This window comes from Glaciecola sp. 2405UD65-10 (assembly GCF_048820975.1).
In the GTDB taxonomy this organism is placed as follows: domain Bacteria; phylum Pseudomonadota; class Gammaproteobacteria; order Enterobacterales; family Alteromonadaceae; genus Glaciecola.
This window is the reverse complement of the sequence record NZ_JBMEUF010000001.1, coordinates 1,329,913-1,354,604: the sequence shown is the minus strand read 5'-3', so window position 1 is coordinate 1,354,604 and position 24,692 is coordinate 1,329,913. Positions and strand designations below refer to the sequence as shown.

At 39.8% G+C, this 24,692-nt stretch carries 19 protein-coding genes; 9 read left to right on the top strand and 10 right to left on the bottom strand.

All coding sequences use genetic code 11. The features are described 5' to 3' along the window. The first annotated feature begins 41 nt into the window (after nt 1–41). From ACOI22_RS06205 to ACOI22_RS06190, 4 genes are read left to right on the top strand one after another with little or no spacing between them, the layout of a single operon-like run. On the top strand, nt 42–1,481 hold the full coding sequence (locus ACOI22_RS06205; protein WP_420671143.1) for a DUF2264 domain-containing protein: 1,440 nt from the start codon (nt 42–44) through the stop codon (nt 1,479–1,481). 2 nt (nt 1,482–1,483) lie between these two features. Beyond that, the gene (locus tag ACOI22_RS06200) at nt 1,484–2,578 is read left to right on the top strand and encodes a glycosyltransferase (RefSeq protein ID WP_420671141.1); all 1,095 of its coding nucleotides are present in this window, start codon (nt 1,484–1,486) and stop codon (nt 2,576–2,578) included. Between the two features lie 11 nt (nt 2,579–2,589). After that, nucleotides 2,590–3,795 carry a TIGR04063 family PEP-CTERM/XrtA system glycosyltransferase gene (locus tag ACOI22_RS06195; RefSeq protein WP_420671140.1) on the top strand — a complete coding sequence of 402 codons (1,206 nt, stop codon included), beginning with the start codon at nt 2,590–2,592 and terminating at the stop codon, nt 3,793–3,795. Between the two features lie 17 nt (nt 3,796–3,812). Continuing rightward, on the top strand, nt 3,813–5,162 hold the full coding sequence (locus ACOI22_RS06190) for a phenylacetate--CoA ligase family protein (protein ID WP_420671139.1): 1,350 nt from the start codon (nt 3,813–3,815) through the stop codon (nt 5,160–5,162). A gap of 11 nt (nt 5,163–5,173) precedes the next feature. On the opposite strand, the gene ACOI22_RS06185 is transcribed toward ACOI22_RS06190, so the two are convergent. From ACOI22_RS06185 to ACOI22_RS06170, 4 genes are all read right to left on the bottom strand, one after another. Next, a complete protein-coding gene (locus ACOI22_RS06185) occupies nt 5,174–7,612 on the bottom strand; it encodes a hypothetical protein (protein ID WP_420671138.1) in 2,439 nt (812 codons plus the stop codon). A 79-nt stretch (nt 7,613–7,691) separates the two neighbouring features. Beyond that, nucleotides 7,692–9,137, bottom strand: coding sequence for an oligosaccharide flippase family protein (locus ACOI22_RS06180; protein WP_420671137.1), 1,446 nt, complete (start codon nt 9,135–9,137; stop codon nt 7,692–7,694). Next, nucleotides 9,127–10,104, bottom strand: a complete 978-nt coding sequence (locus ACOI22_RS06175) for a glycosyltransferase family 2 protein (protein ID WP_420671136.1) — start codon at nt 10,102–10,104, stop codon at nt 9,127–9,129. Before ACOI22_RS06175 ends, ACOI22_RS06180 begins: the two co-directional genes overlap by 11 nt. Continuing rightward, nucleotides 10,101–11,258: a GNAT family N-acetyltransferase gene (locus ACOI22_RS06170; protein ID WP_420671135.1), complete on the bottom strand. Its 1,158-nt coding sequence runs from the start codon at nt 11,256–11,258 to the stop codon at nt 10,101–10,103. The genes ACOI22_RS06175 and ACOI22_RS06170 overlap by 4 nt, the downstream gene beginning before the upstream one ends. A gap of 247 nt (nt 11,259–11,505) precedes the next feature. On the opposite strand from ACOI22_RS06170, the gene ACOI22_RS06165 reads away from it, so the two are divergent. The 5 genes from ACOI22_RS06165 to ACOI22_RS06145 all read left to right on the top strand — a co-directional run bounded on the left by ACOI22_RS06165 (nt 11,506) and on the right by ACOI22_RS06145 (nt 15,357). After that, the gene (locus ACOI22_RS06165; protein WP_420671134.1) at nt 11,506–12,291 is read left to right on the top strand and encodes a S1 family peptidase; all 786 of its coding nucleotides are present in this window, start codon (nt 11,506–11,508) and stop codon (nt 12,289–12,291) included. A 219-nt stretch (nt 12,292–12,510) separates the two neighbouring features. Continuing rightward, nucleotides 12,511–13,101, top strand: coding sequence for a hypothetical protein (locus ACOI22_RS06160; RefSeq protein ID WP_420671133.1), 591 nt, complete (start codon nt 12,511–12,513; stop codon nt 13,099–13,101). Between the two features lie 18 nt (nt 13,102–13,119). Then, nucleotides 13,120–13,359, top strand: coding sequence for a hypothetical protein (locus ACOI22_RS06155; protein ID WP_420671132.1), 240 nt, complete (start codon nt 13,120–13,122; stop codon nt 13,357–13,359). Further along, entirely contained in the window at nt 13,359–14,231 is an 873-nt protein-coding gene (locus ACOI22_RS06150; protein ID WP_420671131.1) for an HprK-related kinase A, read from the top strand. Before ACOI22_RS06155 ends, ACOI22_RS06150 begins: the two co-directional genes overlap by 1 nt. Then, entirely contained in the window at nt 14,221–15,357 is a 1,137-nt protein-coding gene (locus ACOI22_RS06145; protein WP_420671130.1) for a nucleotidyltransferase family protein, read from the top strand. The genes ACOI22_RS06150 and ACOI22_RS06145 overlap by 11 nt, the downstream gene beginning before the upstream one ends. A 1-nt stretch (nt 15,358) precedes the next feature. Here the strand turns inward: ACOI22_RS06145 and ACOI22_RS06140 are convergent, their stop codons facing one another. The 6 genes from ACOI22_RS06140 to ACOI22_RS06115 form a co-directional block, all read right to left on the bottom strand. Continuing rightward, nucleotides 15,359–16,252, bottom strand: coding sequence for a hypothetical protein (locus ACOI22_RS06140; protein WP_420671129.1), 894 nt, complete (start codon nt 16,250–16,252; stop codon nt 15,359–15,361). Nucleotides 16,253–16,351: 99 nt separating this feature from the next. After that, nucleotides 16,352–18,925 (bottom strand): zinc-dependent metalloprotease, encoded by a 2,574-nt coding sequence (locus ACOI22_RS06135; RefSeq protein WP_420671128.1) that lies wholly within the window; start codon nt 18,923–18,925, stop codon nt 16,352–16,354. 133 nt (nt 18,926–19,058) lie between these two features. Beyond that, nucleotides 19,059–20,729: an ABC transporter transmembrane domain-containing protein gene (locus ACOI22_RS06130; protein WP_420671127.1), complete on the bottom strand. Its 1,671-nt coding sequence runs from the start codon at nt 20,727–20,729 to the stop codon at nt 19,059–19,061. Nucleotides 20,730–20,862: 133 nt separating this feature from the next. Next, complete coding sequence (locus ACOI22_RS06125) at nt 20,863–21,495, bottom strand: hypothetical protein (RefSeq protein ID WP_420671126.1); 633 nt, start codon at nt 21,493–21,495, stop codon at nt 20,863–20,865. 156 nt (nt 21,496–21,651) lie between these two features. Then, nucleotides 21,652–22,944, bottom strand: coding sequence for a phosphopyruvate hydratase (gene eno / locus ACOI22_RS06120; RefSeq protein WP_420671124.1), 1,293 nt, complete (start codon nt 22,942–22,944; stop codon nt 21,652–21,654). Nucleotides 22,945–22,971: 27 nt separating this feature from the next. Further along, complete coding sequence (locus ACOI22_RS06115; protein ID WP_420671123.1) at nt 22,972–24,603, bottom strand: CTP synthase; 1,632 nt, start codon at nt 24,601–24,603, stop codon at nt 22,972–22,974. Nucleotides 24,604–24,692: the final 89 nt, after the last annotated feature.

Here is a 24,692-nt window from a genome sequence, read left to right as displayed (position 1 = left end):
TTGAATATTCAATCGACATTAATCAATAGGTGTGTTTTAGCGTGCTAAACAAGATTCTTAACTTACAGTGGCAACGTATTATACGCTGGTGGCATTCAAATCCCGCAATACGTGAGTGGGATGATAAGCTTATTGAAGACATTAGCGAGTGCTATTCATCCCAAGCGCAACTTCACATTTTAGTTGATTATTTTTGGCGGGCGCACAAATACTATTTAGACCCGCATAAAACTCGCGCTTATTATCCCGGTTTTGCCTCCATGCACGGGCGTGCGGTTGATGGCTTAGAAGGCGTGAGCCGAACATTACCCCTATGGGCTGCTTATGCAAGTTATGAGCAAAGTCGAGGAGCTTCATCTAAGGTAGCCGCCCAGATGACGATGCATCTTAAGGGTGCATTTTTAAATGGGACAAATTCCTCTCATTCAGGCTATTGGGGGGATGCGCTAGATAATGAACAAATTATATGTGAAGCTGCAGACATAGCGCTAAGTCTTTGGCTGTCGCGAAGTTTTGTTTTTAATGAATATTCAAAATTAGAGCAAGTACAAATCACTGATTGGCTTAAGAGTTTTCTGAACAAGCAAGTGACAGATAATAATTGGCACTTATTCATTGCACTTATTGATTCAGTTATTACAAACTTGGATGCTACACATAGCTTTCAGTCAGGTGCTCATTTACAACGAATACATTCGTTTTACATTTCTAATGGTGCTTATTCAGATGGTCCAAGTGGTAATCTAGACTTTTATAACGCATGGTGCTTTCACTATGCGTTATTTTGGATCCACAAAATACACCCATCAGCAGTGACTTGGGATTATCCGAAGCAACTTCAGGAGTTCACAAGTTGGTATCAGTATTTAATTACGCAGAATGGTTTCACCGCGTATGGACGAAGTATTTGCTATCGTTTCGCCGTTGCAAGTCCTTTGCTGGCCTGTGCCATGCGCAACGAGGGGATTCAAAAAGAAATCGCGTTAAACGCTAATTTCCACCTTTGGCGTTATTTCGTAAAGGAGGCCGGAGTAAGCAAAGGTAGGCCCAATCAAGGCTTATTCCATGATGATGAAAGTGTGCTAGATAATTACAATGGTCCTGCTAGTAGTTTTTGGGGGGTACGCTCATTGGTGATGCTCGCATCTTTGTTGCAAGAAAATAAAGAAATACCAAAGGTATCTAATTCCTTACCTAGTGATAAACCTGTAGTACTAGACTTACCCAAAATTTCCATTAATATTCAATGTATTCCTAAAAACAAGGAAGTAATTCTGCATCGCAGGAGCTTTAACGAAACGGTAATCGATAATAGTTACTATCAGCCATTATGGAAAAACAAATTACGAGAATGGCTTTATGCAATTAGTTTTAGAGGAAAACCCACTACATTTGTCAATTTAGAAAAATGTAGTTCACATTTACAGTCATACAAAGCGGCTAACATTAAGTCTTTAGGCACAAAACAAGGGAATACGTAATCGTGTTGGCGAAAAAAACCATTGTTCACATTACTTACAAAATAAGTGCAGGTGGTCTAGAGCAGGTGTTGTTGCAAACTGTTAACGGTTTGCCGCAATACAAACATGTGGTCATTGCAATAAGCACATCAGACGACTTTATTGAGCGCTTTGACACGTCGACTCAGTTTATTAATTTAGAAAAGCAAGCAGGTGGCAGCGCAAAAGTCTTATGGGCTGGTTTTAAGTTGCTTCGCCAGTTAAAACCAGATGTCGTGCATACTTACAATTTGGCTGGCGCAGAGTTCCTACCTATTGCATTTTTTGCTGGTGTAAAAAAGCGAGTTCATAGTGAACATGGCACTCCTCAAACGCAGGCTGCTTTAAGGTCAAATAAGATAACCTGGTTACGAAAGACATTTTTACCCTTTGCGAATCATATTATTGTGGTATCAAACCAATTGAAGAAATGGCTAGTAGATGTGATTGGGCAGTCTAACAGTAAGGTAAGTGTAGTGCTTAACGGCATTAACACTAAGGTCTATAAACTGCACACTAGGGCAAATACTGATACTTTTACGTTTGGCACCGTGGCGCGACTTTCGCCTGAAAAAAACCAAGGTTTACTGATTGAAGCGTTTGCCGATTTCTTATTGCGTTTGCCCCAGCAGCAAGCTAATAAATGCTTTTTGCGTATAGTGGGTGATGGCCCGCAAATGTCTGTGCTTGTTGCATTAGTGGCACAATTAAATGTAACTAATCAAGTTGTATTTGTTGGTAATTCGAACCAAGTGAGTGATGAGCTTGCGTTAATAGATGTGTTTACGCTTACCTCTATATCAGAAGGCATGCCCATGACGATACTAGAAGCCATGGCAACTGGTTTACCCATACTAAGTACCAATGTAGGTAATATTAGTGGTGTTTTAGAAGCGAGCAAAGGCGGTAAAGTAGTCCCATCTGAAAATAAAGAAAAATTAGTCGAAGCCTTGCTTTGGTTTTATTCGAAAGAAAGTGAGCGCTTAGATATGGGAAGTAAGGCTCACACGTACGTGCAAAATAATTGTTCTGATACAAATATGTTGCTCGCTTATCAATCAATTTATGATGCTAAATAAGGGTTTCTCCGTTGAAAATATTACATGTACTTGATCATTCAATCCCACTTCATAGCGGATATACGTTTAGAACGCGTTCCATTTTAAATCATCAACGTGAGCTAGGCTGGGATACGTGTCATGCTACTAGCCCAAAGCAAGGAAAAACGGCAAGCGATATTGATGAAGTCGACGGTTTAGTATTCTATCGCAGTGAAGAAGTGAGTGGCTTTGGCGCTAATCTCCCTGGGTTAAGAGAATATAAAATTATTCAGCAATTAGAAAAAAACATAGAGCGCGTGGTTAAGCTAGAAAAACCTGATGTGATTCACGCACATTCTCCCGCATTAAATGGTATTGCAGCAAAGCGCGTAGCGAAAGCTCACAATATTCCTTTTGTGTATGAAATAAGAGCTTTTTGGGAAGATGCCGCGGTAGATCATGGTACTTGTAAAGAGGGAGATTTGCGGTATAAATTAACCCGAGGCATGGAAAACAAAGTCATAAAAGATGCTGATGCAGTTTTCACAATATGCGAAGGTTTACGACAAGACTTGCTGTCAAGAGGAATTGCAGAAAGTAAAATTACAGTGATTCCAAACGCTGTAAATATATCCCAGTTTTCCTTAATATCCCATAAAAATGAGCCATTGTTAAACGAGCTTGGATTAGCTGGTAAAACTGTTTTGGGCTTCTTAGGTTCGTTCTATGCTTATGAGGGCCTAGATGTCCTAATAGATGCGCTTTCTTTGTTGCAGCATTCACATCCTGACATTCATCTTTTACTGGTTGGTGGGGGCCCTGAAGACGATAAGTTAAAGGCTTCTGTTGAGCGATTAAATTTAGGTGACAAAGTGACCTTTACCGGCCGTGTTCCACATAGTGACGTTAAGAATTACTATTCACTCGTCGATTATTTAGTTTATCCGCGTAAAAACATGCGCCTAACCGACTTAGTCACTCCTTTAAAACCACTCGAAGCAATGGCGCAAGGCAAAGTTGTTATAGCCTCGGATGTTGGTGGTCACAAAGAGTTGATTAAAGATAAACACAGCGGGTATTTATTTGCAGCAGATTCTCCAGAGTCCCTTAAAAACAAAGTTATTGAAATTTTAAGTGCGGGCACACAAGAAAAACAATTTATTATTGATAACGGTTTGAAATACGTGGCAGATGAGCGCAATTGGGCAAACAGTGTCGCTAATTACAAAAGCGTTTACGCCAACGTAATTGCATAAAAAGGGCGATGAAAATTATGCTTGATGGTATGAAGAAGCAAATTGTAAGGCGCATATTGTTTCCTTTACAAGAAAAAGTAAAAGGGCACAATACTCACTATGTTCTTCATGAACTTGAGCAAAGCCAATGGCTAAACACCGCGAACTTTGAAGCGCGCCAGCAAAAGCGATTAAATGAGTTTTTAAGCCATGCGGTGAAAGAAAGTGCGTATTACCAAAATGTATTCAACTCACTTGGCTTAACTGTGAATGATATCAAAAGCGCTAAAGATATCGCCCGTTTACCATTTTTAGATAAGGCGATTATTCGCGAGCATACTGAACAGATCGCCACACGTCCCTTAAATGAGTTGAGCGTTAACAGAACCGGTGGTTCATCGGGTGAGCCTCTTGTTTTTTATACAAGTAACGAACGAACCTCACATGACATAGCGGCTCGAATGCGCGCAAACCGATGGTTTGGCGTAGATGTGGGGAGTAAAGAGTTGGTGGTTTGGGGGGCTCCTCATGAGCTCAATAGCCAAGACCGCATTAAGCTATTAAGAGATAATTTGTTTAGATCAAAACTCATATCTGCCTTCAATATGAATGACACCGACTTAAAAGCGAAACTTGTAGATATTCAAAATTATCAACCGGAAATGATCTTTGCTTATCCTTCAGCCATCTACAATATTGCGAATTATTGTCAAACTCATAACATACGTTTAGATGTACCTCACCTTAAAGCTATATTTGTGACTTCGGAAATGTTATTTGAAGATCAGCGCAATGTGATTGAACGTGTTTTTTCAGCTCCTGTAGTAAATGAATATGGCGGAAGAGATGGTGGATTTATCGCTCGAGAATGCCCTGAGGGTAATTTCCATATTAATGCAGATGACATTATTGTTGAAATAGTCGATGAGGCAGGAAATACTGTTAGTGAAGGCGAATCAGGTGAAGTGGTTGTTACCCACCTACAGAGCTTTGGTTTTCCATTTATACGCTATAAAATGGGTGACGTGGCATCAATTTCACATGAGAAGTGTGCTTGCGGGCGCAATTTGCCCGTTATTAAGCACTTAGAAGGGCGTTTGAACGACTTTTTAATTGGCGCTGATAATAGAAAGGTACACCCAAACGTTGCTAATTATATTATCCGCTTAAATGCCAATATTACTCAGTACAAAGTAGTACAAAGTGCAAATAAACAAGTAGAAGTTTTTGTTGTGGCTAAACTTAAACTAGATGAGGCGGCTAAAAGGAAAATCATAAGTGATTTTACAGATCGCCTAGAAGATGTGGGTATTACGATTACGCAAGTTGATAACATTGCGCCCGAGAAGTCAGGTAAGCGCCGATACATTATTTCTAATGTTGAATAGATAGCAAAAGTTTAATTCCAGCAACGGTTTTCTGCTTTATTTACGTCGCTAACGTGTACTGATACTTTTCCAAGGACTTGCACATTAAATAAAGCTGAAAATGCTGTGCTTTGCGCTTGAGTAAAGCTATTGCAATCATCAACTGAACTGATGGTATATTTAAGCTTGTTTGAACTTGATAAAATGAGTATTTGGGAAATTTTATGCATTGCAAAGAAATCATGTTGTGCAGGGATATTGCCATACAAGATAAGTGTTTCTCCCACGGTAAAGATGCTCAAAGAATCCTCATTGATATAATAATTAACTTTGCTTTTAGGCGTTTTACTCAGCCTAGCTTGTAGTACCAGCAATGACCTATGAATGCTAGAACTAAACTCTTCGCTCAGCTCTATACGCCACATAGAAGGAGGTTTGTTTCTTAAGCTCTCAGCCTGAAGCGTCATATCTTTTTTATCAAGGGCGCTTTTCTCGTCCACATAATATTGATAGCTATCACCGCCTACTATCGTTAATTTAGCGTTCAAGGGAAGCACAACATCAGCGTACAAGTTTACATCATTTACCTGCACTCTAAATTCTTGGCTCATGCTCTGTGATATTCCATCAAGAAGTGTTCCTGCTATGATTCTTTGTGAACCTTCTATAATGGGTCTTTTTAGCATATGAAATATCGACTTCACTTCATAATCGTTACTTTTGGTTTTAATAAGGTCATTAATAATAAACGTATCTTCTTTTGGCAAATATATAAAACGCCGCAAAGCTTCGTGATTATTATCGTAGGCTGGGCCTATATCTACGTTTACAATTTGATGTGCACTATTAACACTTGCTTCAGTTAGAGAGCCAGTATAGAACTCCCCGTGATTAATAACATTTCTGTACCAGTCTTTGAACCGGCTAATGTTACCCTTAGTCGGAGTAATTGTTCTTTGCCCGCCATCCACATTTGCGTTTTCGTTCAGCTTTGTTTGTTTCACCGAAGGTTTTACTAAAATACTATTTTTAGACAAAGTGCGTTTAATAAATGATGCCTTATTATTCGACCCTTCATCTGAATTTGAAGCAAACGAAGTGATTAACGGTACTTGTTTGAATAAGGTGAAATGACCCGCTCCATGTTGCTGTAACGGCGTAAATAAAGGATTAGCCACTATGTGCATATAGCTTGCATTTGTTGACCAATTAGTACGAAAAAACGCATCGTGTATGCCGTTACTGCCAAATATTTTTGATGGAGCTAGGGATGCGTCTAAAAATGACAAATCTGCTGCTTGTATACTGACATAAGGTTCACTAAATAGTTGTTGGGAAACAAAGAAGTTGTCAAAGGCATATCGAGCACTCGTTTTAATTTGAAGCGCATTAAATTGCTCGTTATATTTTGCTTTGAGCCATACTGAATATTTTAGTATTTCATCGTTATTGGTTGCTTTCGCGATTATGTCGATTACCTGTATGTTTTTTATAGTAATACCACTGAGAGAATCAATGTCTTGCTTGTGGGGAATATAGCCATCAGGGCGGGTAAGGTGAATATGGGCTAAACCTAATTCATTTAAAATGTTGTACGTACGTTGGCGTAACTCCGACTCTGGGTGATTCATAAGAGCGCTCATAGCCAAGCTGGTTTCTACACCGCTATGAATAAGCCATACTGAATACCCTTGGGGCCAAATTGGTGAGGTTTCTAGCGCGTCTAACACGTCGAGAAACTGCCAATACGCGCGAGAAAATAAAATTTTGTTTTCTGATTTATCAAATTCAAGTACGCTAGCCAATAAAAATGCATTAGCTGCAATTGATGATTTACTGCCCCACAAACGAGCTTTATTTTGCTCTAATAGATTAAGGTACTTTTCCAACTGTTGTGCAATCTTGGTATCAATTTGCTCAATAATATTTGTGTTGAAGTTTGCTACGGCGCGAGCAATATCGTAAAGATAAGCATACTGCCAACTAGCTGAAACAGTATCATCGCCGAGTTCGCTTTGTTCAAAATCGAAATTTATAAATGCATTGATAAGTTTGTTTAACTGCGACTTGTCTGTATCACCATAATACAAAAAGCAAGCCAAGCTTGCCCGCAAATTAGCGTTTTCACATTCCAGCGTAAGACCTTTTTGGCCATTATTGAGAAGCGCCTCAAGTTCTCTATAAAATTTGTGTGGTTCATTATATGCAATATATTCATTGTTCAATACACGGGGGAAGGGGTGATTAATCGCTAAATGCTGATAGCGAGTTTTGCGTCTGCTAATGAGGCTTTCTTCTAATTGAAGAGAAGGTTGCAAACCTAGTTTTTCCGCTAGTTGGCTAATTACCTTATGTTGATTAAAGGTGGCGGAAAAAAAGTATAGAGCACTAAAGGCCACGATACCTATAATTCCAACAACGCCAATTAGGTACAGTATGGTTTTGCTGTTTGCTCGGTACAACTTTAGCATCACTACCCTTCGAAAAAACAATCCTGCGAAATTCAGTGTATTGAAGTCAACCCGCTTTAGCAAATGTTAAGACCACAAACTATGTTAATTTTAAGGAGGTCTCGCCCTTAAACCAGGTCTTAATTTCTGTTGTGACGTCAGACGCAAGCGCATACATTAGAATAACATAGCACAATACACCTATCGTAATTTCGATGATTAAATTAATGATGAGGGGCAGAGTTAAGCTGTTCAAAAATGAGCTAAGCAATAAGCAGGATGAAACCATGAGCACACCAAATAAAATAGGCTTAAACGAAAAGCCAATAAATTGCCCAAATATTTTATATACAACAATAATATTAACTAAAGCATGAATAAAGATAGACACGGCTACTGCATAGACAAGGCCTAGCTCAGAAAACTGTTTGAAACCAAATAATGCTGCGCTTAAACTTATAAGCACAAGAAGGCGAATGAGCATAAGCAATTTTGCCTCCCCCATACCTAACAACGTCATAGAAACAATACTATTATTAATTTTTAATGGGATAATGGCGCACAATACACTAATAATAATAGCGCTTTGTTGCCATTTCGGGCCAAACACAGCGAGTACTAAAGGTTCTGCAACCGTTGCCAAGCCCCAGAATATTGGAATGCTAACATATAATGATAAACCTAAAACCTTTCGCAAACTCATAAGGACCTTATCTTTTTGATCTTGAATTTTAGCAATGAATGCCATCATAGTTTGATTGAATATTGGCATCATTTTATTAAGAATTAGACTTGATAAATGTATCGCTAAAGCATAAAAACCATACACTTGCATTGAGTACCAACTAGCGCCTAGTAGGCCATCTACTGATTGGGTTAAAAACCAAAGCACATCACCAAGCAGAAATAAGCCGCTTGTGAACCCAAGTTTAGAGAAGTTAGAAAAATTCACAGACGGTAAAAGCGGCGTTTGGGCAATAACACAATAGCAAATACATAAGCTAACACGCTGTACTAAAAAGCTTGCGACTAGGGCCCAAATACCAAACTCATTTAGTATTAAAATAATAGTAATGACTGAACAAGCGAGCGCTACTGCTAAATTGCATTTGGCTTTTTCTTTAAAACGTAACTCTTTATCTAAATACGCTTCAGCCAAGCTCAGCCAAGGCGTGAGTAGTAACGCAAAAGATAAATAAAATATTTTATCTTGAAGGCCATCGTAGTTGTAAAATTCTGAAATAATTGGGCTGGTTAAGTTAATAAGCGCCACAAAAAGTATGCTTAAACAGGCCATAATAAAAAGTATGTTTTTAGCTTGGCTTTTGCTTAAATTTTTTGTTTGAATAATAAGTTTGTCAAAGCCAAAAACGTTTACCATCATGCAAAAGCTAATCATAAGTTGCACAACGATATAACTCCCGTAGGATTCTGGGCTAACATAGCGAAGCACAATGAGGGAAACAGACCACGTAATAACTTGCGCTAATAGCCGTCCTAATAGCGCCCAGCGAATGGCTTGAATTACTTGCGCTTTACTGAACATGCTTGTTTATTCTAGGGTAAGCTTTAAGTTTAAAGGCTTCTAAACAGCATGCTGTTATACCTTTTGTATATGCAATATTAAAAGGGGCGTACCATATTGCATGTAAATAGCTTTTTATTGCGATAAAGGGTTTCTTATGTAGGCGAGCGCTATAGGCATATTCGCTACACGCGTGGGCAAAAGCCTTATGGATATTTGCTTTTGATACATCATTAGTTGAATCAACACGTTCAATGGCCGTTTTTAAAATATGTAGCTTTACGTTAACGCTTTGCCACTTATATGAAATACTTGATAAATTCTCACGATAGTAGCTTAGTAATACATTCAAATAGGCAACTTCATATTTACTACACAATTGAAACCAAAAATCGAGATCTTGGCCGCGGCGCAAGTCCGGACAAAAAGATATGTTACTAAGTGCTGTTTTTCGAAGCATGAGATTATTTATATGATAAGGGCAGGAAAAGAGTAAGTTTTCAAATTGCTTGCCGCTTAATTTTTCAAGTAATTCTGGGGCACACGGGTGCTTTGCTTCAATTTGAGTAAATCTAAATTCCATACTAATGCGCTCATCTACACCGCACACCATTTGATAATCAGGATGAGCATTTAAAAACTCAACTTGCAGGGCAAGTTTGTAAGGAGTCCATAAATCATCAGCGTCTAAGAAAGCAATAAATTCGCCTTTAGCTGCAGCTAATCCCATATTGCGCGCAACAGCAGAGCCTTGATTTTCTTGTTTAATAATAGTGACTAAATCAACAATATCAGAAAGCTGCTCTAGAGAGCCATCGGTGCTACCGTCATCTACTATAATCACTTCAAAATGTTGGTAGCTTTGTTGAAGAACACTGTTTACGGCATCTTTTACGTATTGCTCATTGTTATACAGTGGAATAATAACACTTACCATTCCCGTGATGAGCTCAACTCTACGTGCGCTAGAAGCGATAGTACTCGTCATTGCTTGCGCATCTTTTGTTTTACTTTGCGCAAAGCGCTATCAATTGAAAATAGCGTTTTATTGTTGGTGATTCGATAAAAGCCCATTGCAGTGCTAGCGTCTGACAAGCTTTCTTTATAACGGGCGCTTCCTCCCATAAAGTCGTAGGTATGAATCTGTTTTGCCGCTAAAGCTTGCATTAAATATAAATGAGCCACAAGCCCGAGTTTAATTTTTGCATTAGAAGACTTAGCTAGCGCTGAAAGATAAAAATAAAAAGTATTGTTAAATACAAAGCCGTAAATGAAGCCTACCGGTTTTTCCGCCACGGTAAATTTAGCGATGAGTACCTCATTATTTTCAAAACACTGTTTAATTAAGTGCTCATGAAAATCAACAAAGCACTTATTATCAAATCCACTCCCTTGAGCGGTGCTTTGCCAAAGGGCTTTATGAAACTCGCCAGCTTCGTGAAACCAATCAATTGCTTGCGCAGACGTTTGTGCTAGATGCATTTCAATATCGTCACTTTGTTTGAGCAGCTTAATACTTCTGCGTAATTGTGACTTGGTGTTTTTTGAAAAGCCAGCAATGAGCTTCTCTAAATCGTGATGTTCAACTGTGAGTGATTTTTGAAACGCATGTGACTCAGAAACAGCCATATATTGCCATTCGTTACGCTTGCACAAATCAGTAACAAGCTTAGTTTGCGAAATGCCCATTATTAAGCTCGTATTTGTTCGGCTGAGTATATGATTAGAAAGGGCGTCTTGTGCCTGTTGAGCATGCAGTTTTGTCACTAAAAAATCGTTATATTCTATCCACATTTGGTCATCAGCCAAAATACCCGTTCGGTTTAAATAGACGGGCTGTTGAAACACAAAATGCTTAAGATCTAATTGAGAATTTTTATGTACAAAGGCACAACCGTAAATATCTTCAGGTGAGATATTGGCTAAATTTAACGGCTCACTAATATTTATTGGGCTGGTATAAATGAAGTCTAGGCTTTGGTCAATACTATTTAGCCAAGCGGATATCCACTGCCATGAAAGAAAAAAGTTTGGTGAAGCCTGATCAAACACATAACACCACATATCTTTTAGCATTTCATTTTTTGCATGCTCGCGGCTGTTAGCGGATAAATAGTAGGTATGAAGAGGCTTGTTATTCATCGAAGGCGCTTAATGATATCCATTTAGTGGGCATAAAAAAATCCGGCATTTTACTAAGTATGTGTCAAAAAGCACAATAACTCAAAACCTTAGCCTAGTTTAATGATATTTATATTGTTATGTTGAAAAATTAACTCAATTTTTAATCACTTAAACAAAGGTCTATAAGTTTGCAAATTATGAGTAAAAATCATAGCATTGAACCACTACTCATAATTAAATTTAGAATGACGTAAAGGGCTTTATTATGCAATTGTCGAAAGGAATCATTTCATTTTTAAGTTTTGCTTTGTTGGTATTTTCCGCAAATCTGTGCTTTGCGCAATCAAGCAAATCTTTAGTCGAACAAATGGCGCAGCAAAAGCCATCAATTGTGGGTATAGGCCTTTATACGCCTTTAGAATCAAATACTCCTGTGCTACGAGGTACCGGTTTTGTTGTAGGAAACGGTAATCTCATTGCAACCAATTACCATGTGGTAAATCAAGAGTTGTCAACGGAGAATGTGCAACATTACGTAGCATTGTCAGGGGAGGGAATGCTACCTAAGGTGCATAAATTAACCTTAATTGGTATCGATCCGCTGCATGATTTAGCCCTTTTATCTATCGAGGGAACGTTGCCGGCTTTACCCTTGGCTTCTTCCGAGCTCATTGCCGCAGGTAACGACATACACATGATAGGCTTTCCCATAGGTTTAGTACTGGGGCTGTATCCTGCAATTCATTCGGGAATAGTGGCCGCAGTTGCACCTGATGCAAACCCAGCTAGAAATGCGGATGAACTCACAATCCAAATGTTTAAACGATTAAAAGAGCCTTTTTTAATCTATCAGTTAGATATAACCGCTTTTCCTGGTAACAGTGGTAGCCCTATATTTAAACGTGATTCGGGTGAAGTGATTGGAGTACTTAATAAGGTGTTCGTATCTGCGGGTAAAGAAGCGGCTTTGTCTAATCCAAGCGGGATTAGTTATGCCATCCCTATTAAATATCTTAAAAAGTTAGCCAGTGATAATGACCTTGAGTTATAATGTGTCGGATCTTTTTACATATTTAAATTTGCCTAAGTAAAAGTTCAACAAAATCATAAAGATGAAAATTGGTTTGCTTTTTGCATAAGGCTTGCAAAAGGTGTTGTTGATTTCTATTTTGAGTGTATAACTCGCGAAATTTTGCGGGTAAGGTTAGTTACGCTGCAATACAATCAACAAACATAACGCTTAAAACGGTTCAGAAAGGTAGTAGTAGACATGAGTCAAAATCAGGATATGCATCAAAATACGGAAGCGAAGTCGTCGTTAAGTAATCGACGTAAATTTTTAGTGAAAGCGTCTGCGGGTACCTTAGTTGCTAGTATTCCGGCAAAACCCCTTTGGGCAACAGAGTTTACAAATAGTATTCAAGCGTCAGGCGGCCCCTCAGGCTTTGGCGGTAATGCGGTAGTTGTAACTAAGTCGAGTGCACAATGGGTTGCTTTAGCGGAAGGTCTTGATAGCCATGTATTACATTTAACATTTGATAGCATTTTCGGTGGTGCACCATGGAAGAGAGCTGATAAATCTAGAGTTTATAGCGGTAGTTTAACGGTGCTTGAAGTGCTTACCACAAAGAAAACAAACGGTAATTACAAGTACCACGGCCCTAGTTCAATAAACTTAAACATGCTGTCTTTATGGTTAAATGCGAAGTATCACAATGACAGTCGTTATGGTATCAATTATCCAGTAGTTGGCCCTACTGCGCATTTTAAAGATTTACATTCTTTTGGCCAGCGCGTGTATCAAATATCGGTAGACAACGCCTTAAGTACTTACTCTGCGCAATTAACATCTATGATGTAAGCAGGGTAGCTGCCAAACGTGCTAAGTAATAAAAATCAGTACAAATTTGTTGAAGGGATGCAAATGCATCCCTTTTCTGATCAATCGGGCCTAGCATTTTACGATCCCCGCACCACTGTGTTATCTTCAATTGCCGTTCCGTTATCTACCTTAAATGAGTGGATGGCGCAGCCAACACATATTGAGGACGAACAACAACAGGCGCTTGAGCAGCTATGTTTTCAAGGCTTTATTTACTTAAATACTACTGAGAATTAATGCAAAGTTTCCGTTTACGCGTTGAACCTTTTACGTTTGAAATAAGCACCAATATAGACGTGGTGATAAACAACGCAAAGTTAATCTATGGCCAATCATTCTCAAGTGATTTAAGCGAAAACGATTATGTTGATTACCGAATTTCAATTTGCCATACCAATGGGATACGCCGTTACTACAAGCCTCAAGCACGCTTCTTGTGTGACAACCGTGAACCATTTAAGCCCTTAAAAGCTAGCCAAGGTTACGCCCTCATGGAATGGGGAATGAACTGGGTTATAGCGGCTAACGAATTAGAATATGTGATTGTGCACGCTGGCGTATTAGCGAAAGATGGTAAGGCTATTATGCTACCAGCACCGCCTGGTTCAGGGAAAAGTACATTAACGGCACATTTAGCTAATTCGGGCTGGCAGTTGTTATCAGATGAACTGGCAATTATTGTGCCTGAAACCGGCCGAGTATTACCATTTGTCAGACCAATATGTTTAAAAAATGCATCTATAGACTTGGCAAAAAGTTGGTTCCCTGAAGCTGTATTTTCCACAATTGCTAAAGATACTCACAAAGGTGATGTCATTCATCTAGCGCCACCTAAGGGCGCAATTGATATGGCTACGCAGTCTGCTGAAATTGTTGGCATCGTTTACCCTCAATACACGCCTAATACGCAACTTGATATATATCAATTGAGCATGACTGAAACCTTTATGAAATTGGCAGAAAACGCGTTTAATTTTACTGCTAGAGGGGCGGGCAGTTTTGAAACGGTAACTAAGTTAATAGAGCGCAGTAAGCATTTTGAAATTCATTATAATGATGTAAATGAGGTCGAAGCTTTTTTACGGGAGGATATAATTGATGCAAGTTAATGTAGACACCATTATATCTCTTTTTAAGCAGCCCGTTTTAATGTCATCCTATTCGCCTAGCGAACAATCTACAATTATAATCGTTTTACGCCAACAAAATATATTAGCGCGATTTGCTTATTTAGCCCTAGAGCATGGCGCGATGCATAGTTTGCACGAGAAAGCGCAGCGACATTTGCGCAATGCTATTAAAAAGTCAGAACGCCAAGTTTATCAAGTGGGTATTGAAAGCCAAGAAATTACAAAAACCTTAGCGCGATATTCAGATTATGTTGTGTTTCTGAAAGGTGCCGCTTATAGCTTGAGTGGTCGCTTAGTAGGAAAGGGACGTTTGTATAGTGATATTGATATTCTGGTAACCAAAGCTCAATTACAAGACTGCGAGCAAGCACTTGTGATAGCAGGTTGGTTAGGTCAAGAAATTACTAATTATGATGACAAGTATTATCGAAAGTGGACCCACGAAATTCCTCCATTAATTCATACTGGCCGCGGCACGGTTATTGATGTGCACCATAATATCCTGCCGATAGTGTCAAAAGATGCCCCCACCGTTGAGGCACTAGCCGCTCATGTTGTTACTACTGATGATGGCGTTCAGGTGTTATCTGAGGCAGCGCAATTTGTACATTCAGCGGTGCATTTATTTAGAAATGAAGAATACCTTACGGCTTTCAGAGATTTGCTCGATTTATATTTGATGCTTACTGAGAAAAGCGATAATGAGCAAGATGTTTTTATTCAAGACATAGTCGCAGTGGCAAAACAGTTGGGCTTACGCTATGAAGTAGGTTTAGCTTTCGATAACTTAAAGCGTATTATGGGTAGCAATATTTCACAAAGCCTAATTGATAGTTGCTTGCACAAAAGTGCGTTGCGAATAGCTTTTGACCAATACCTCTTTAAAGACATTCTAAAGCCTCAACACGAACTTTTACCGGGGTCACTTACGCCACTGAAGCATCTTTTAGCTACGCTTCGTGGACATTGCATTAAAATGCCGCTGCATCTTCTGGTTTATCATTTAAGCGCAAAAAGCTTGCGCGGCTTAGCAGAAAGCGTATTAGGAAAGCATATATTCACGCCAAAAGATGAAGACAATAACTTGAGCGAAGCGAATAAGTAAGCTAGCTCTTTAATAATTCACTTAGCGGCATAAGTTCTACAGCTGCAGTAAATAAAGGCTTTTCGCTTTCACAATAGGCTACACAATATTGTGTTTTTTGCTGTTTTTCACAATCAGGCTTATCTATATGTTCGCTCACCACAATAATTATTTTATGGTTACTTCTGAGCTCATCGACTTGCGCCTTATCAATGGCTAATTTATGACTCACATAAATCATAGGGTTATTTTTTAAGTCATAATTTGCTGCTCTTGCTCGTTCTAATAATGCTGAAGACAATAGGCCTAAAGGATACATCTGAGGGAAATTTACTTTGTCTTCAAACTCATCTATATAATGTGATTGCTCTGCAAAAGCGCTGGTTAAAAAGTTCTTTGCATTCCCTACAATCATATATTTATGCTTTACGAAAAAACGGCTTTCTTGTACAAAACTTCGGTCGTTTATGTTGAGCACGTCGTCTCGGCTTGGAAACGCAAATGGGGAGAATTTAGGCATGTGGGAATATTCTCGCTTATATCCTAAAATAACAGGCTTGTTGTCAGACATAAGCATTAAACGATTTGAATACGTTTGTTCATTCCCGATTTGTTTGCTGCGCCCTGGCTTTAAGCGTAAAGCAATACTGTCACCAGGTTTCACCACACCCGCAAAGGTAAATTCAAAGCCACTAAAAGGATATAAATTAGCTTCTTCAGGTGCACAATTAGGCGTGTTCAAACGGCTTGCATCAACTTGTGTTTCTATAAAGCAGCCAAGCTGAAAGCCTAGTGCAATTGGTCCACCAAACGGATTATTGGGAATCATGTCCCATCGAAGCTTATCATGGAATAAATTGAAGTCGTCAGTGGAATTGCGAGCAGCTTCAATGTGCATTTGTGTGAACGTGAACATAAATTTAAGGCCGTGACTTGATTAAAAACGAATAGTTTTATATCGGCAGCCATAAACAATTTATAAATTAAAAAGGGCTGCAATGCAGCCCTTACTCAGTTACGCTTGGCTCTTATGGAACGCTCTATTAATACGGTCAACAATATACTGCTTGTGTATCTTACTGGCGCTGTTACCTCTTGAATTATCAGCCATATCTTGAATACGCTTTAATTCATATGTAGCGGTTGCTTGAGTTATAGTATCGTAGCCACTATTGCTCTCTAAACCAGAGGCCGCTATTAAACGTTCTACATATTCCACTTGTAAGTTTTGACGATACGAATTGACATCTTTTTTGATGTCAGATTCAAAAATACCATTACTCAGTTCTTTCATCATTACGTTTAAAGGGTATTCGTTGCCAAATAATGCGGTATCTGTAATTCGCATGGTTACATTAGGGTGAAGCAAATGATCAAGCACACGTTTTTGCGCGCCTAGCAGCCGGTCGTGAATTTTCGGCGATTCATCTTGTCCCCAACCACTAAATCCTCGGCGTTGGCGTTGTAAGAATGCGTACAATGGTTCTAAATGCTCTACTGCATCAGCGGCAAAAAAGAAGGTATTGAGCGTAGACATAGCCTTGCGCTGGTAATCGGCAGGAACGGGTGTAAGAGGTTGTGTATAACCATCTTGACCCACCATAGCGCGGTTTAGGTAAACACCGCCCACATATCTACTGACCACTTGCGATTGACTAAACATTTCCCTAAATAAGATATTAAATCCAGACAAAAGCTCTTGATGTGATTGACCTTCTTTTAGGGTCTTGTCTTTTAAATCTGTAGATACTGATTTAATTAATTTAAAACGGTCTTGGGCATAAGATACTGCATCGCTCGACATATCAAAAATATTGATGCGAGGGTCAACATGACGGCCAGGAGATCGCATATCGTCAGCATCGTTACCAAATGCTAACTCAGGCTCAGTGGAGCGATTTAAAATACTGTTTAAGCGGTCTTCTTCTTTGTCGGCATCAGCCAGTGCTTGTGAATAACCATATTCAATAGCCCAGTCATCATAAGGGCCAGGTTTTTCTGAAAAGTAGTCACCTTGTTCCATTCCAACAGGGGCAAAATTAACCGCAGGGTAGTCCATGATTGAACCGGCCAATATACCCTTAGTTTTGCTTGCATCATGCACTTCGCGATGGCCATGTAACTGCGTAGCCATCATATTGTGATTAAGCCCTAAGGTGTGTCCAATTTCATGAATAATCAAATAATGCATGTTTTGGCGCAAAAACGTATTGTTTTCTATGTCATCAAGCTCACTCAATTTACCGGCAACTTTTGCAAATTGTAGGTTCATCGACATGGCATGACCTAAAGAACATACTAACTTATCTCCGCCTTCATGTTTTTTTGAAAGAAGCTGGTTACTGTGTGCTTGGTTGCCGTCAGTAAATACTTGCTCAGCTAACCAACGTCCTTGCATAAAGCTGTATTCTAACATGATATCAGCTGCAATAATTTCGCCAGTAATAGGATGGGCGACAGCAGGGCCGTAACCACCAAATGGAGGATTCGGTGAAGATGTCCAGCGAAGCACGTTGTAGCGAGTGTCATCGGCTGACCAAGTTGCATCATCAGGCTGTACTTTCAATTCAATTGCGTTGCTTATACCGGCCTTTTCGAATGAACTGTTCCAGCTTAAAGCCGCGTTGGTAATAGTTTCACGCCATTCAAGTGGGGTTGTATTTTCAATCCACCATGTAATGGGCTTTACAGGATCAGAGATATCAGCGTCAGGATTTTTCTTTTGCAGGTCCCAGCGTCGTATCACATCTTTGTAATTTACTACGCTAGCGCTGGTAAGATCATCAACTTGATTGGTAAAGTATCCAATGCGAGGGTCATCACGGCGAGGGGTATAATCATTGTCGGGCGCTTTAACAAAGGCATGCTGTAAGCTAATTGTTGTGTAGCGTTGGTCAGCTATTTCAGAGCCGCCAAACACTTTTGGTGTTGAGTTTTCAAATACATAATCAACGACTACATGAGTATTTTCTGGAAAGTTGCTAATTTTGCTTATACGAGATTTATCATCTGACAAACCACCCAAACTAAAAGCTCTATCACTGTCTTTAGGGTTACTCGGAGGCATAGGGCTCACGCGATGTAAAGACTCATTCTTTAGCAGTTCTTGTAGTGAAATCGCAATTTTACCGTCTTCTTCCTGTGCTATTTCTACTGACGCTAATACAGAATCACTGGTATTCGCATGGGATGCTTTTGATATCGGATTTTCGGGGTCAAAATAAAAACTATTTACTTTTTGAACTACGTCAATTCTATTGTAGTGGCGTCTAAATTCCAGTAGTTTAGTTTCGCGGTAATCGCCTCTAAACGTGCCTGCCGCTACTACGCCATCAGCGGTACTTGCTGAATAGATTATGGGAGTGTTTAAATCATCTGCTTCTAATATGATTAAACCTGAGCCATCTTCTTTGTCACGATATATATCAAGAAAACCTTCAAACGCTGCTTTTTCTTTAAGGCTTTCCGCCAAGGTCGGCTCTTCTTTTTCTTCTTCGTCTTTTTCTTCGAATGCTAAGCTATTAAAAGGCATTTGGCTTAAAGCAACAAATACCGCGCTTGCTAAGGCTGTTTTTATTATCGTTTTCATAAAGAATTCCGTGTAAGTTTTTATTCGTTAGGTGCTACATGTATTATGTTCTCTATAATACTACGCTGTTTATAGATACCAACTACTTGCACAAAGTAAAGTGTGTCTAAATGTTACATACTTCTTGACGTATTTATTCAACCAACTGTAAATCAACAAATTCTTTATAGGTAGGGCTGCTTTTGTATAAATCAGCATGATTGCCCTGAGCAATTATTTTGCCTTGCTCTAACACAATAATACTATCGGCATTAACCACGGTTGATAATCTATGTGCAATAATAAGCGTGGTTTTCTCAAGCATGAGCTGCTCAAGCGCCTTTTTCACAAATTGCTCAGATTGCGCATCAAGGGCACTGGTTGCCTCATCAAGCAGTAAAATAGGTCGCTTAGCAACTATGGCTCTAGCAATGGCTATTCGTTGTTTCTGCCCGCCGCTTAGTTTAACGCCTCGTTCTCCAAGCTCACTTTCATAGCCATGCTCCAACTGTTGAATAAACTCATCGGCAAAGGCCATTTTGGCTGCGCTTCTTATGTCACTATCGCTAGCACTGGGGTTGGAGAATGCAATGTTTTCACTTACCGTACCTGCAAATATCACCGCGTCTTGCGGCACTAAGGCAAATTGAGCGCGTAAATTATCAAGAGAAATATCCGTACTTTTGTGTCCGAGCACCTCAATGCTTCCACTATTTATTTCTTGAAATCGCTGACAAAGTTCGAACAAGGTAGATTTACCGGCACCGCTGTGACCTACAATTGCAACACGCTGGCCTTCTTTTACATCAAAACTAAGGCCATTAATTACCTTGCGTTTAGGGGCGCTGGGGTAGCTAAAATGAATATTCTTAAGCTGCAATGCAAATTCGCTCTTATTTGGAGCTTGCAGCTCAATTTTACCGTCATCAACAATATCAGCTTGGGTCTGCATTAGTTCAACTATACGCTCTGATGCGCCGGCCGCTTTTTGCAGTTCACCAATTACTTCACTTATAGTGGCAATCGCCCCACCTGCTAATACGGCATAAAATACAAAGGCGGTAAGCTCCCCAACGGTAATAGTATTGTTTATTACCATCATTGCGCCTATATAACTCACCACAAATATAGCCGACAAACTAATCACCATTACAATGGCAATTAACAAAGCGCGAAAATGAATACGACGCTTCGCTTGTTGCATTACTGCCTCTACTTTTTGCGTAAATAGCTTGCTGCTAATGTGTTGGTGATTGTAGGCTTGAAGTGTGTGGATCTCATGCAAACTTTCATCGACCATTGAACCTACTTTGGCGACTTTATCTTGGCTAAGTTTGCTGTGGGTTCTAACCTTTGCGCCTAGTATGCGAATAGGAATTAGCATTAAAGGTACCGCTATAAATACCAGTAGAGTTAGTTTAAGTGAAGTAATAGCCATCAAAATAAGGGCGCCCACAAACATAACTAATGAGCGCAGAGCCATGGATACGCCCGTACCTACAACCGATTGCAGAAGAGTTGTGTCACTAGTGAAGCGAGAAATAATTTCTCCTGTGCGCGTATTTTCAAAAAAATTAGGGCTTAATGTCACTAAATGCGCAAACAAGGATTTGCGAATATCAGCACACACTCTTTCTCCTAACCATACCATCCAATAAAAACGAAAGTAGGTTGATATAGCACCTATTATTACCACCCCTAAAACCACCCCAAGCGAATAAGTGAGAGCGTTTTTATTTTGCGCAACAAAGCCTTGGTCAATTACGTACTTTATGCCTTGGCCTAACAGTAGCCAAGCTAATGAGCTTATCAATAACGCTGACATGGCTATAATAACTTGCTTTTTATAAGGTAGAAGATGGGCGAATAGCCAGCTCACAATATGGCTGCTTGATTTTTGATTTGATGAATTAATGAGAGGAGGCCTTTAATTAAGACGATATTCTCAATATATGGGGCTATTTAAATGCTTTCCAATCTATTTCTGTAGATAAGAGTAATTCACGCAATGACAAAGCGCGTGGTATAGAACGGCCTTTTGCCGTCCATCTATGGCCGCCACATGCCGCTGCCATAATACTTTTAGTGGGTTTTAGGAGTAAGTATTTAGATTGCTTAGGCACAATATCAAAATATTCTCCCGATTTCGAAAACCAGCCAAATTTGTTCACATGCAGGCGATCACTGGCGGTAATATCAATACAATCTAATTCAATGTGTTGCTCACCTAAAGATTCAACGTACACAGGCACTACTGCGCCTTGCTTGGCAACTTGGGTATACCATTGCAAAGTTCTATCAGGGGTTTGGGAGCTCAAGGGGCACTTAGCACTTTGCTTGGCTTGCCAGCTGCCATTGTGTACATCCACGGCTATGGGCGAGGTGCCATCAAGCAAATGCTTTGCTGCATTTTTAATATGATGCGATAGTCCTTTTAACTTTCTTTTCAACAACACCGGATCGGTAATAGAACTATTTGCCAATACCTGCAATTCGCGTTCATACAAAGCGTTACTAAGCTCCGCAAAATGTGGGTATTTAGTCGATAAATAGAATATATCGGTTTGTTGATTGTTATTGTTAGCCGTCAAAGTTAACGTCGCTTCACTAATGTTAAAAGGCAGAGTGTGTTCGAAAGGCTGAATATTACCATTGTTTCAAGCTTCGCTCTAGCAACAAGATAAGATTGTACAAATGAAAAAGCCCTCACTTTGCGAAAAAGTAAGGGCTTTGTAGGACCGTATTAATTACTGACCTTTAATTTCGCTTCTGCCTTTATAAGCAATTTTACCTTCTAACTCGCCTTCAATACGAAGCAGTTGGTTGTACTTAGCAACGCGATCAGAGCGGCATAAAGAACCTGTTTTAATTTGTCCTGCCGCTGTACCTACTGCTAAATCAGCAATCGTGGCATCTTCTGTTTCGCCAGAGCGGTGAGAAATAACAACAGTAAAGCCAGCTGCTTTTGCCATTTTAATTGCATTTAAGGTTTCGGTTAATGAACCAATTTGGTTAAATTTGATTAGGATGCTGTTACCAACACCGTTATCAATGCCGCGCTTAAGAATTTTAGTATTGGTTACGAATAAGTCATCACCTACTAATTGCGCTTTATCACCTAAAATTTTAGTTAAGTAAGCCCAACCGTCCCAATCACTTTCGTCTAAACCATCTTCAATAGATGCAATGGGGTATTGTGCTGTTAAGTCAGCTAAGTAATCACTAAATCCATTTGAATCAAATGATTTATCTTCGCCGCTTAATACGTACTTACCGTCTTTGTAAAATTCAGATGCCGCACAATCAAGCGCTAGTGTTACGTCATCATTCATTTTGTAACCGGCACTTTCTACTGCTTGTACGATTACTGAAAGTGCTTCAGCATTTGATGTTAAGTTTGGCGCAAAACCACCTTCATCACCAACGGCTGTGTTCAAACCTTTTGCATTAAGTACTTTTTTCAAGCTGTGGAAAATTTCAGCACCCATACGTAGCGCTTCTGAAAAGTTCTTAGCGCCTACTGGCTGTACCATAAATTCTTGAATATCAACGTTGTTGTCAGCGTGTTCGCCGCCGTTAATGATGTTCATCATAGGTACAGGCATAGAATATTCACCTGGCGTGCCATTTATGTCGGCAATGTGAGCATACAAAGGCTTACCTACACTAATTGCTTGAGCTTTAGCTACGGCTAAAGACACAGCCAATATAGCGTTAGCACCAAGCACTTCTTTATTTTCTGTGCCATCTAGGTCAATCATTACTTGATCTACATTCGCTTGGTCTTGCGCTTCTAAACCAATTACTGCACCGGCTATTTTATCGTTAATCGCACTCACTGCTTTTAGTACGCCTTTGCCTAAATAACGCGCTTTGTCACCGTCTCGCAATTCTAGTGCTTCGCGTGAACCGGTTGATGCTCCTGATGGCGCGGCTGCGCGTCCCATGGCACCACATTCTAAATACACGTCAGCTTCTACGGTAGGGTTACCTCTAGAATCTAATATTTCACGTCCAACAATTCGGCTAATCTTGGCCATTGGTTTTCCTTCTACTTATAAAATAAATTAGTGGTTTTCTTTCTTATACACGCCTGCAGCAGCTATAAAATCTGTAAACAGGGGGTGGCCGTCACGCGGTGTAGAATTAAATTCTGGGTGAAATTGGCCGGCTACAAAAAACGGATGGTCTTGTAATTCAATTACTTCAACCAAGCGCTTATCGGTAGATAACCCACTTACTTTTAACCCTGCTTTTTCTATCTTGTCGCGCAAATTATTATTTACTTCGTATCTATGACGATGACGTTCGTGTATTTCCGTTGCGCCGTATGCCTCAGCGACTTTTGAACCAGATAGTAAATGACATAATTGACTACCAAGACGCATAGTACCACCTAAATCGGTAGAAACATCTCGGATCTCTTTACTGCCATCGGCATCTAACCATTCTGTGATTAGGCCAACTACAGGAAATTCAGTGTGTGGGTCAAACTCAGTACTGTTCGCATTTTCCATTCCGGCTACGTTACGCGCAAATTCAATATAGGCCACTTGCATTCCTAAGCATATCCCTAAATAAGGAACATCGTTCTCGCGCGCATATTTAGCTGCGGCAATTTTACCTTCAATGCCGCGCTCACCAAATCCGCCAGGCACTAATATGGCATCTAGGTTATTTAGTATGTGCGAACCTTTTGTTTCAACATCTTGGGAATCTACGTAGCAAATATTGACCGTTAAACGATTTTTTAAGCCAGCATGTTTTAAGGCTTCGTTTACCGATTTATAGGCATCGGGTAATTCAACATATTTACCAATCATGCCTACGTTAATTTCACCTACAGGGTTTGATTCAGAATAGAGAACTTGCTCCCACTCGGTTAAATCAGCTTCAGGACAATCAAAACCAAAGCGTTTTACCACTAGCTCGTCCATGCCTTGTGCTTTTAAAGCCGCCGGAATACGATATATGCTATCAGCATCGCGTAAAGATATAACTGCTTTTTCATTTACATTGGTAAATAATGCAATTTTACTGCGCTCATTTGCAGGTAATGGGACTTCTGAGCGGCATACGAGTATGTCAGGCTGAATTCCCACTGAACGTAATTCTTTTACTGAATGTTGAGTTGGCTTTGTTTTTACCTCACCAGACGCGGCTAAAAATGGCACAAGTGTTAGGTGCATAAACATTGTGTGCTCACGGCCTAGTTCAGTTCCTAGTTGGCGTATTGCTTCAATAAAAGGTTGGGATTCAATATCACCTACGGTGCCGCCAATTTCAACAATGGCTACATCGAAACCTTCGGCTCCGGCAACAACGCGGCGCTTAATTTCATTCGTAATATGAGGGATTACCTGAATAGTTGCGCCTAAATAGTCCCCGCGGCGTTCACGTTTAATCACTTCCTCGTAAACACGGCCGGTAGTGAAATTGTTACGCTTACTCATGCGGGTGCGTATAAAGCGCTCGTAGTGACCTAAATCTAGATCTGTTTCAGCGCCGTCATCGGTAACAAATACTTCACCGTGCTGAATTGGGCTCATGGTGCCTGGGTCTACGTTGATATAAGGGTCTAGTTTAAGCATGGTTACGTTTAAACCACGCGCTTCTAAAATTGCAGCTAACGATGCAGCAGCAATGCCTTTTCCTAGTGATGAAACAACGCCACCGGTGACGAAAATATAATTTGTCATCTTGTTCCTAGCATTCAGAGTTAGTTTGACGTACATGAAAATGATTAGTACAACTGCTCATTAAAGGCCATAAATGATGCCGTTTATTG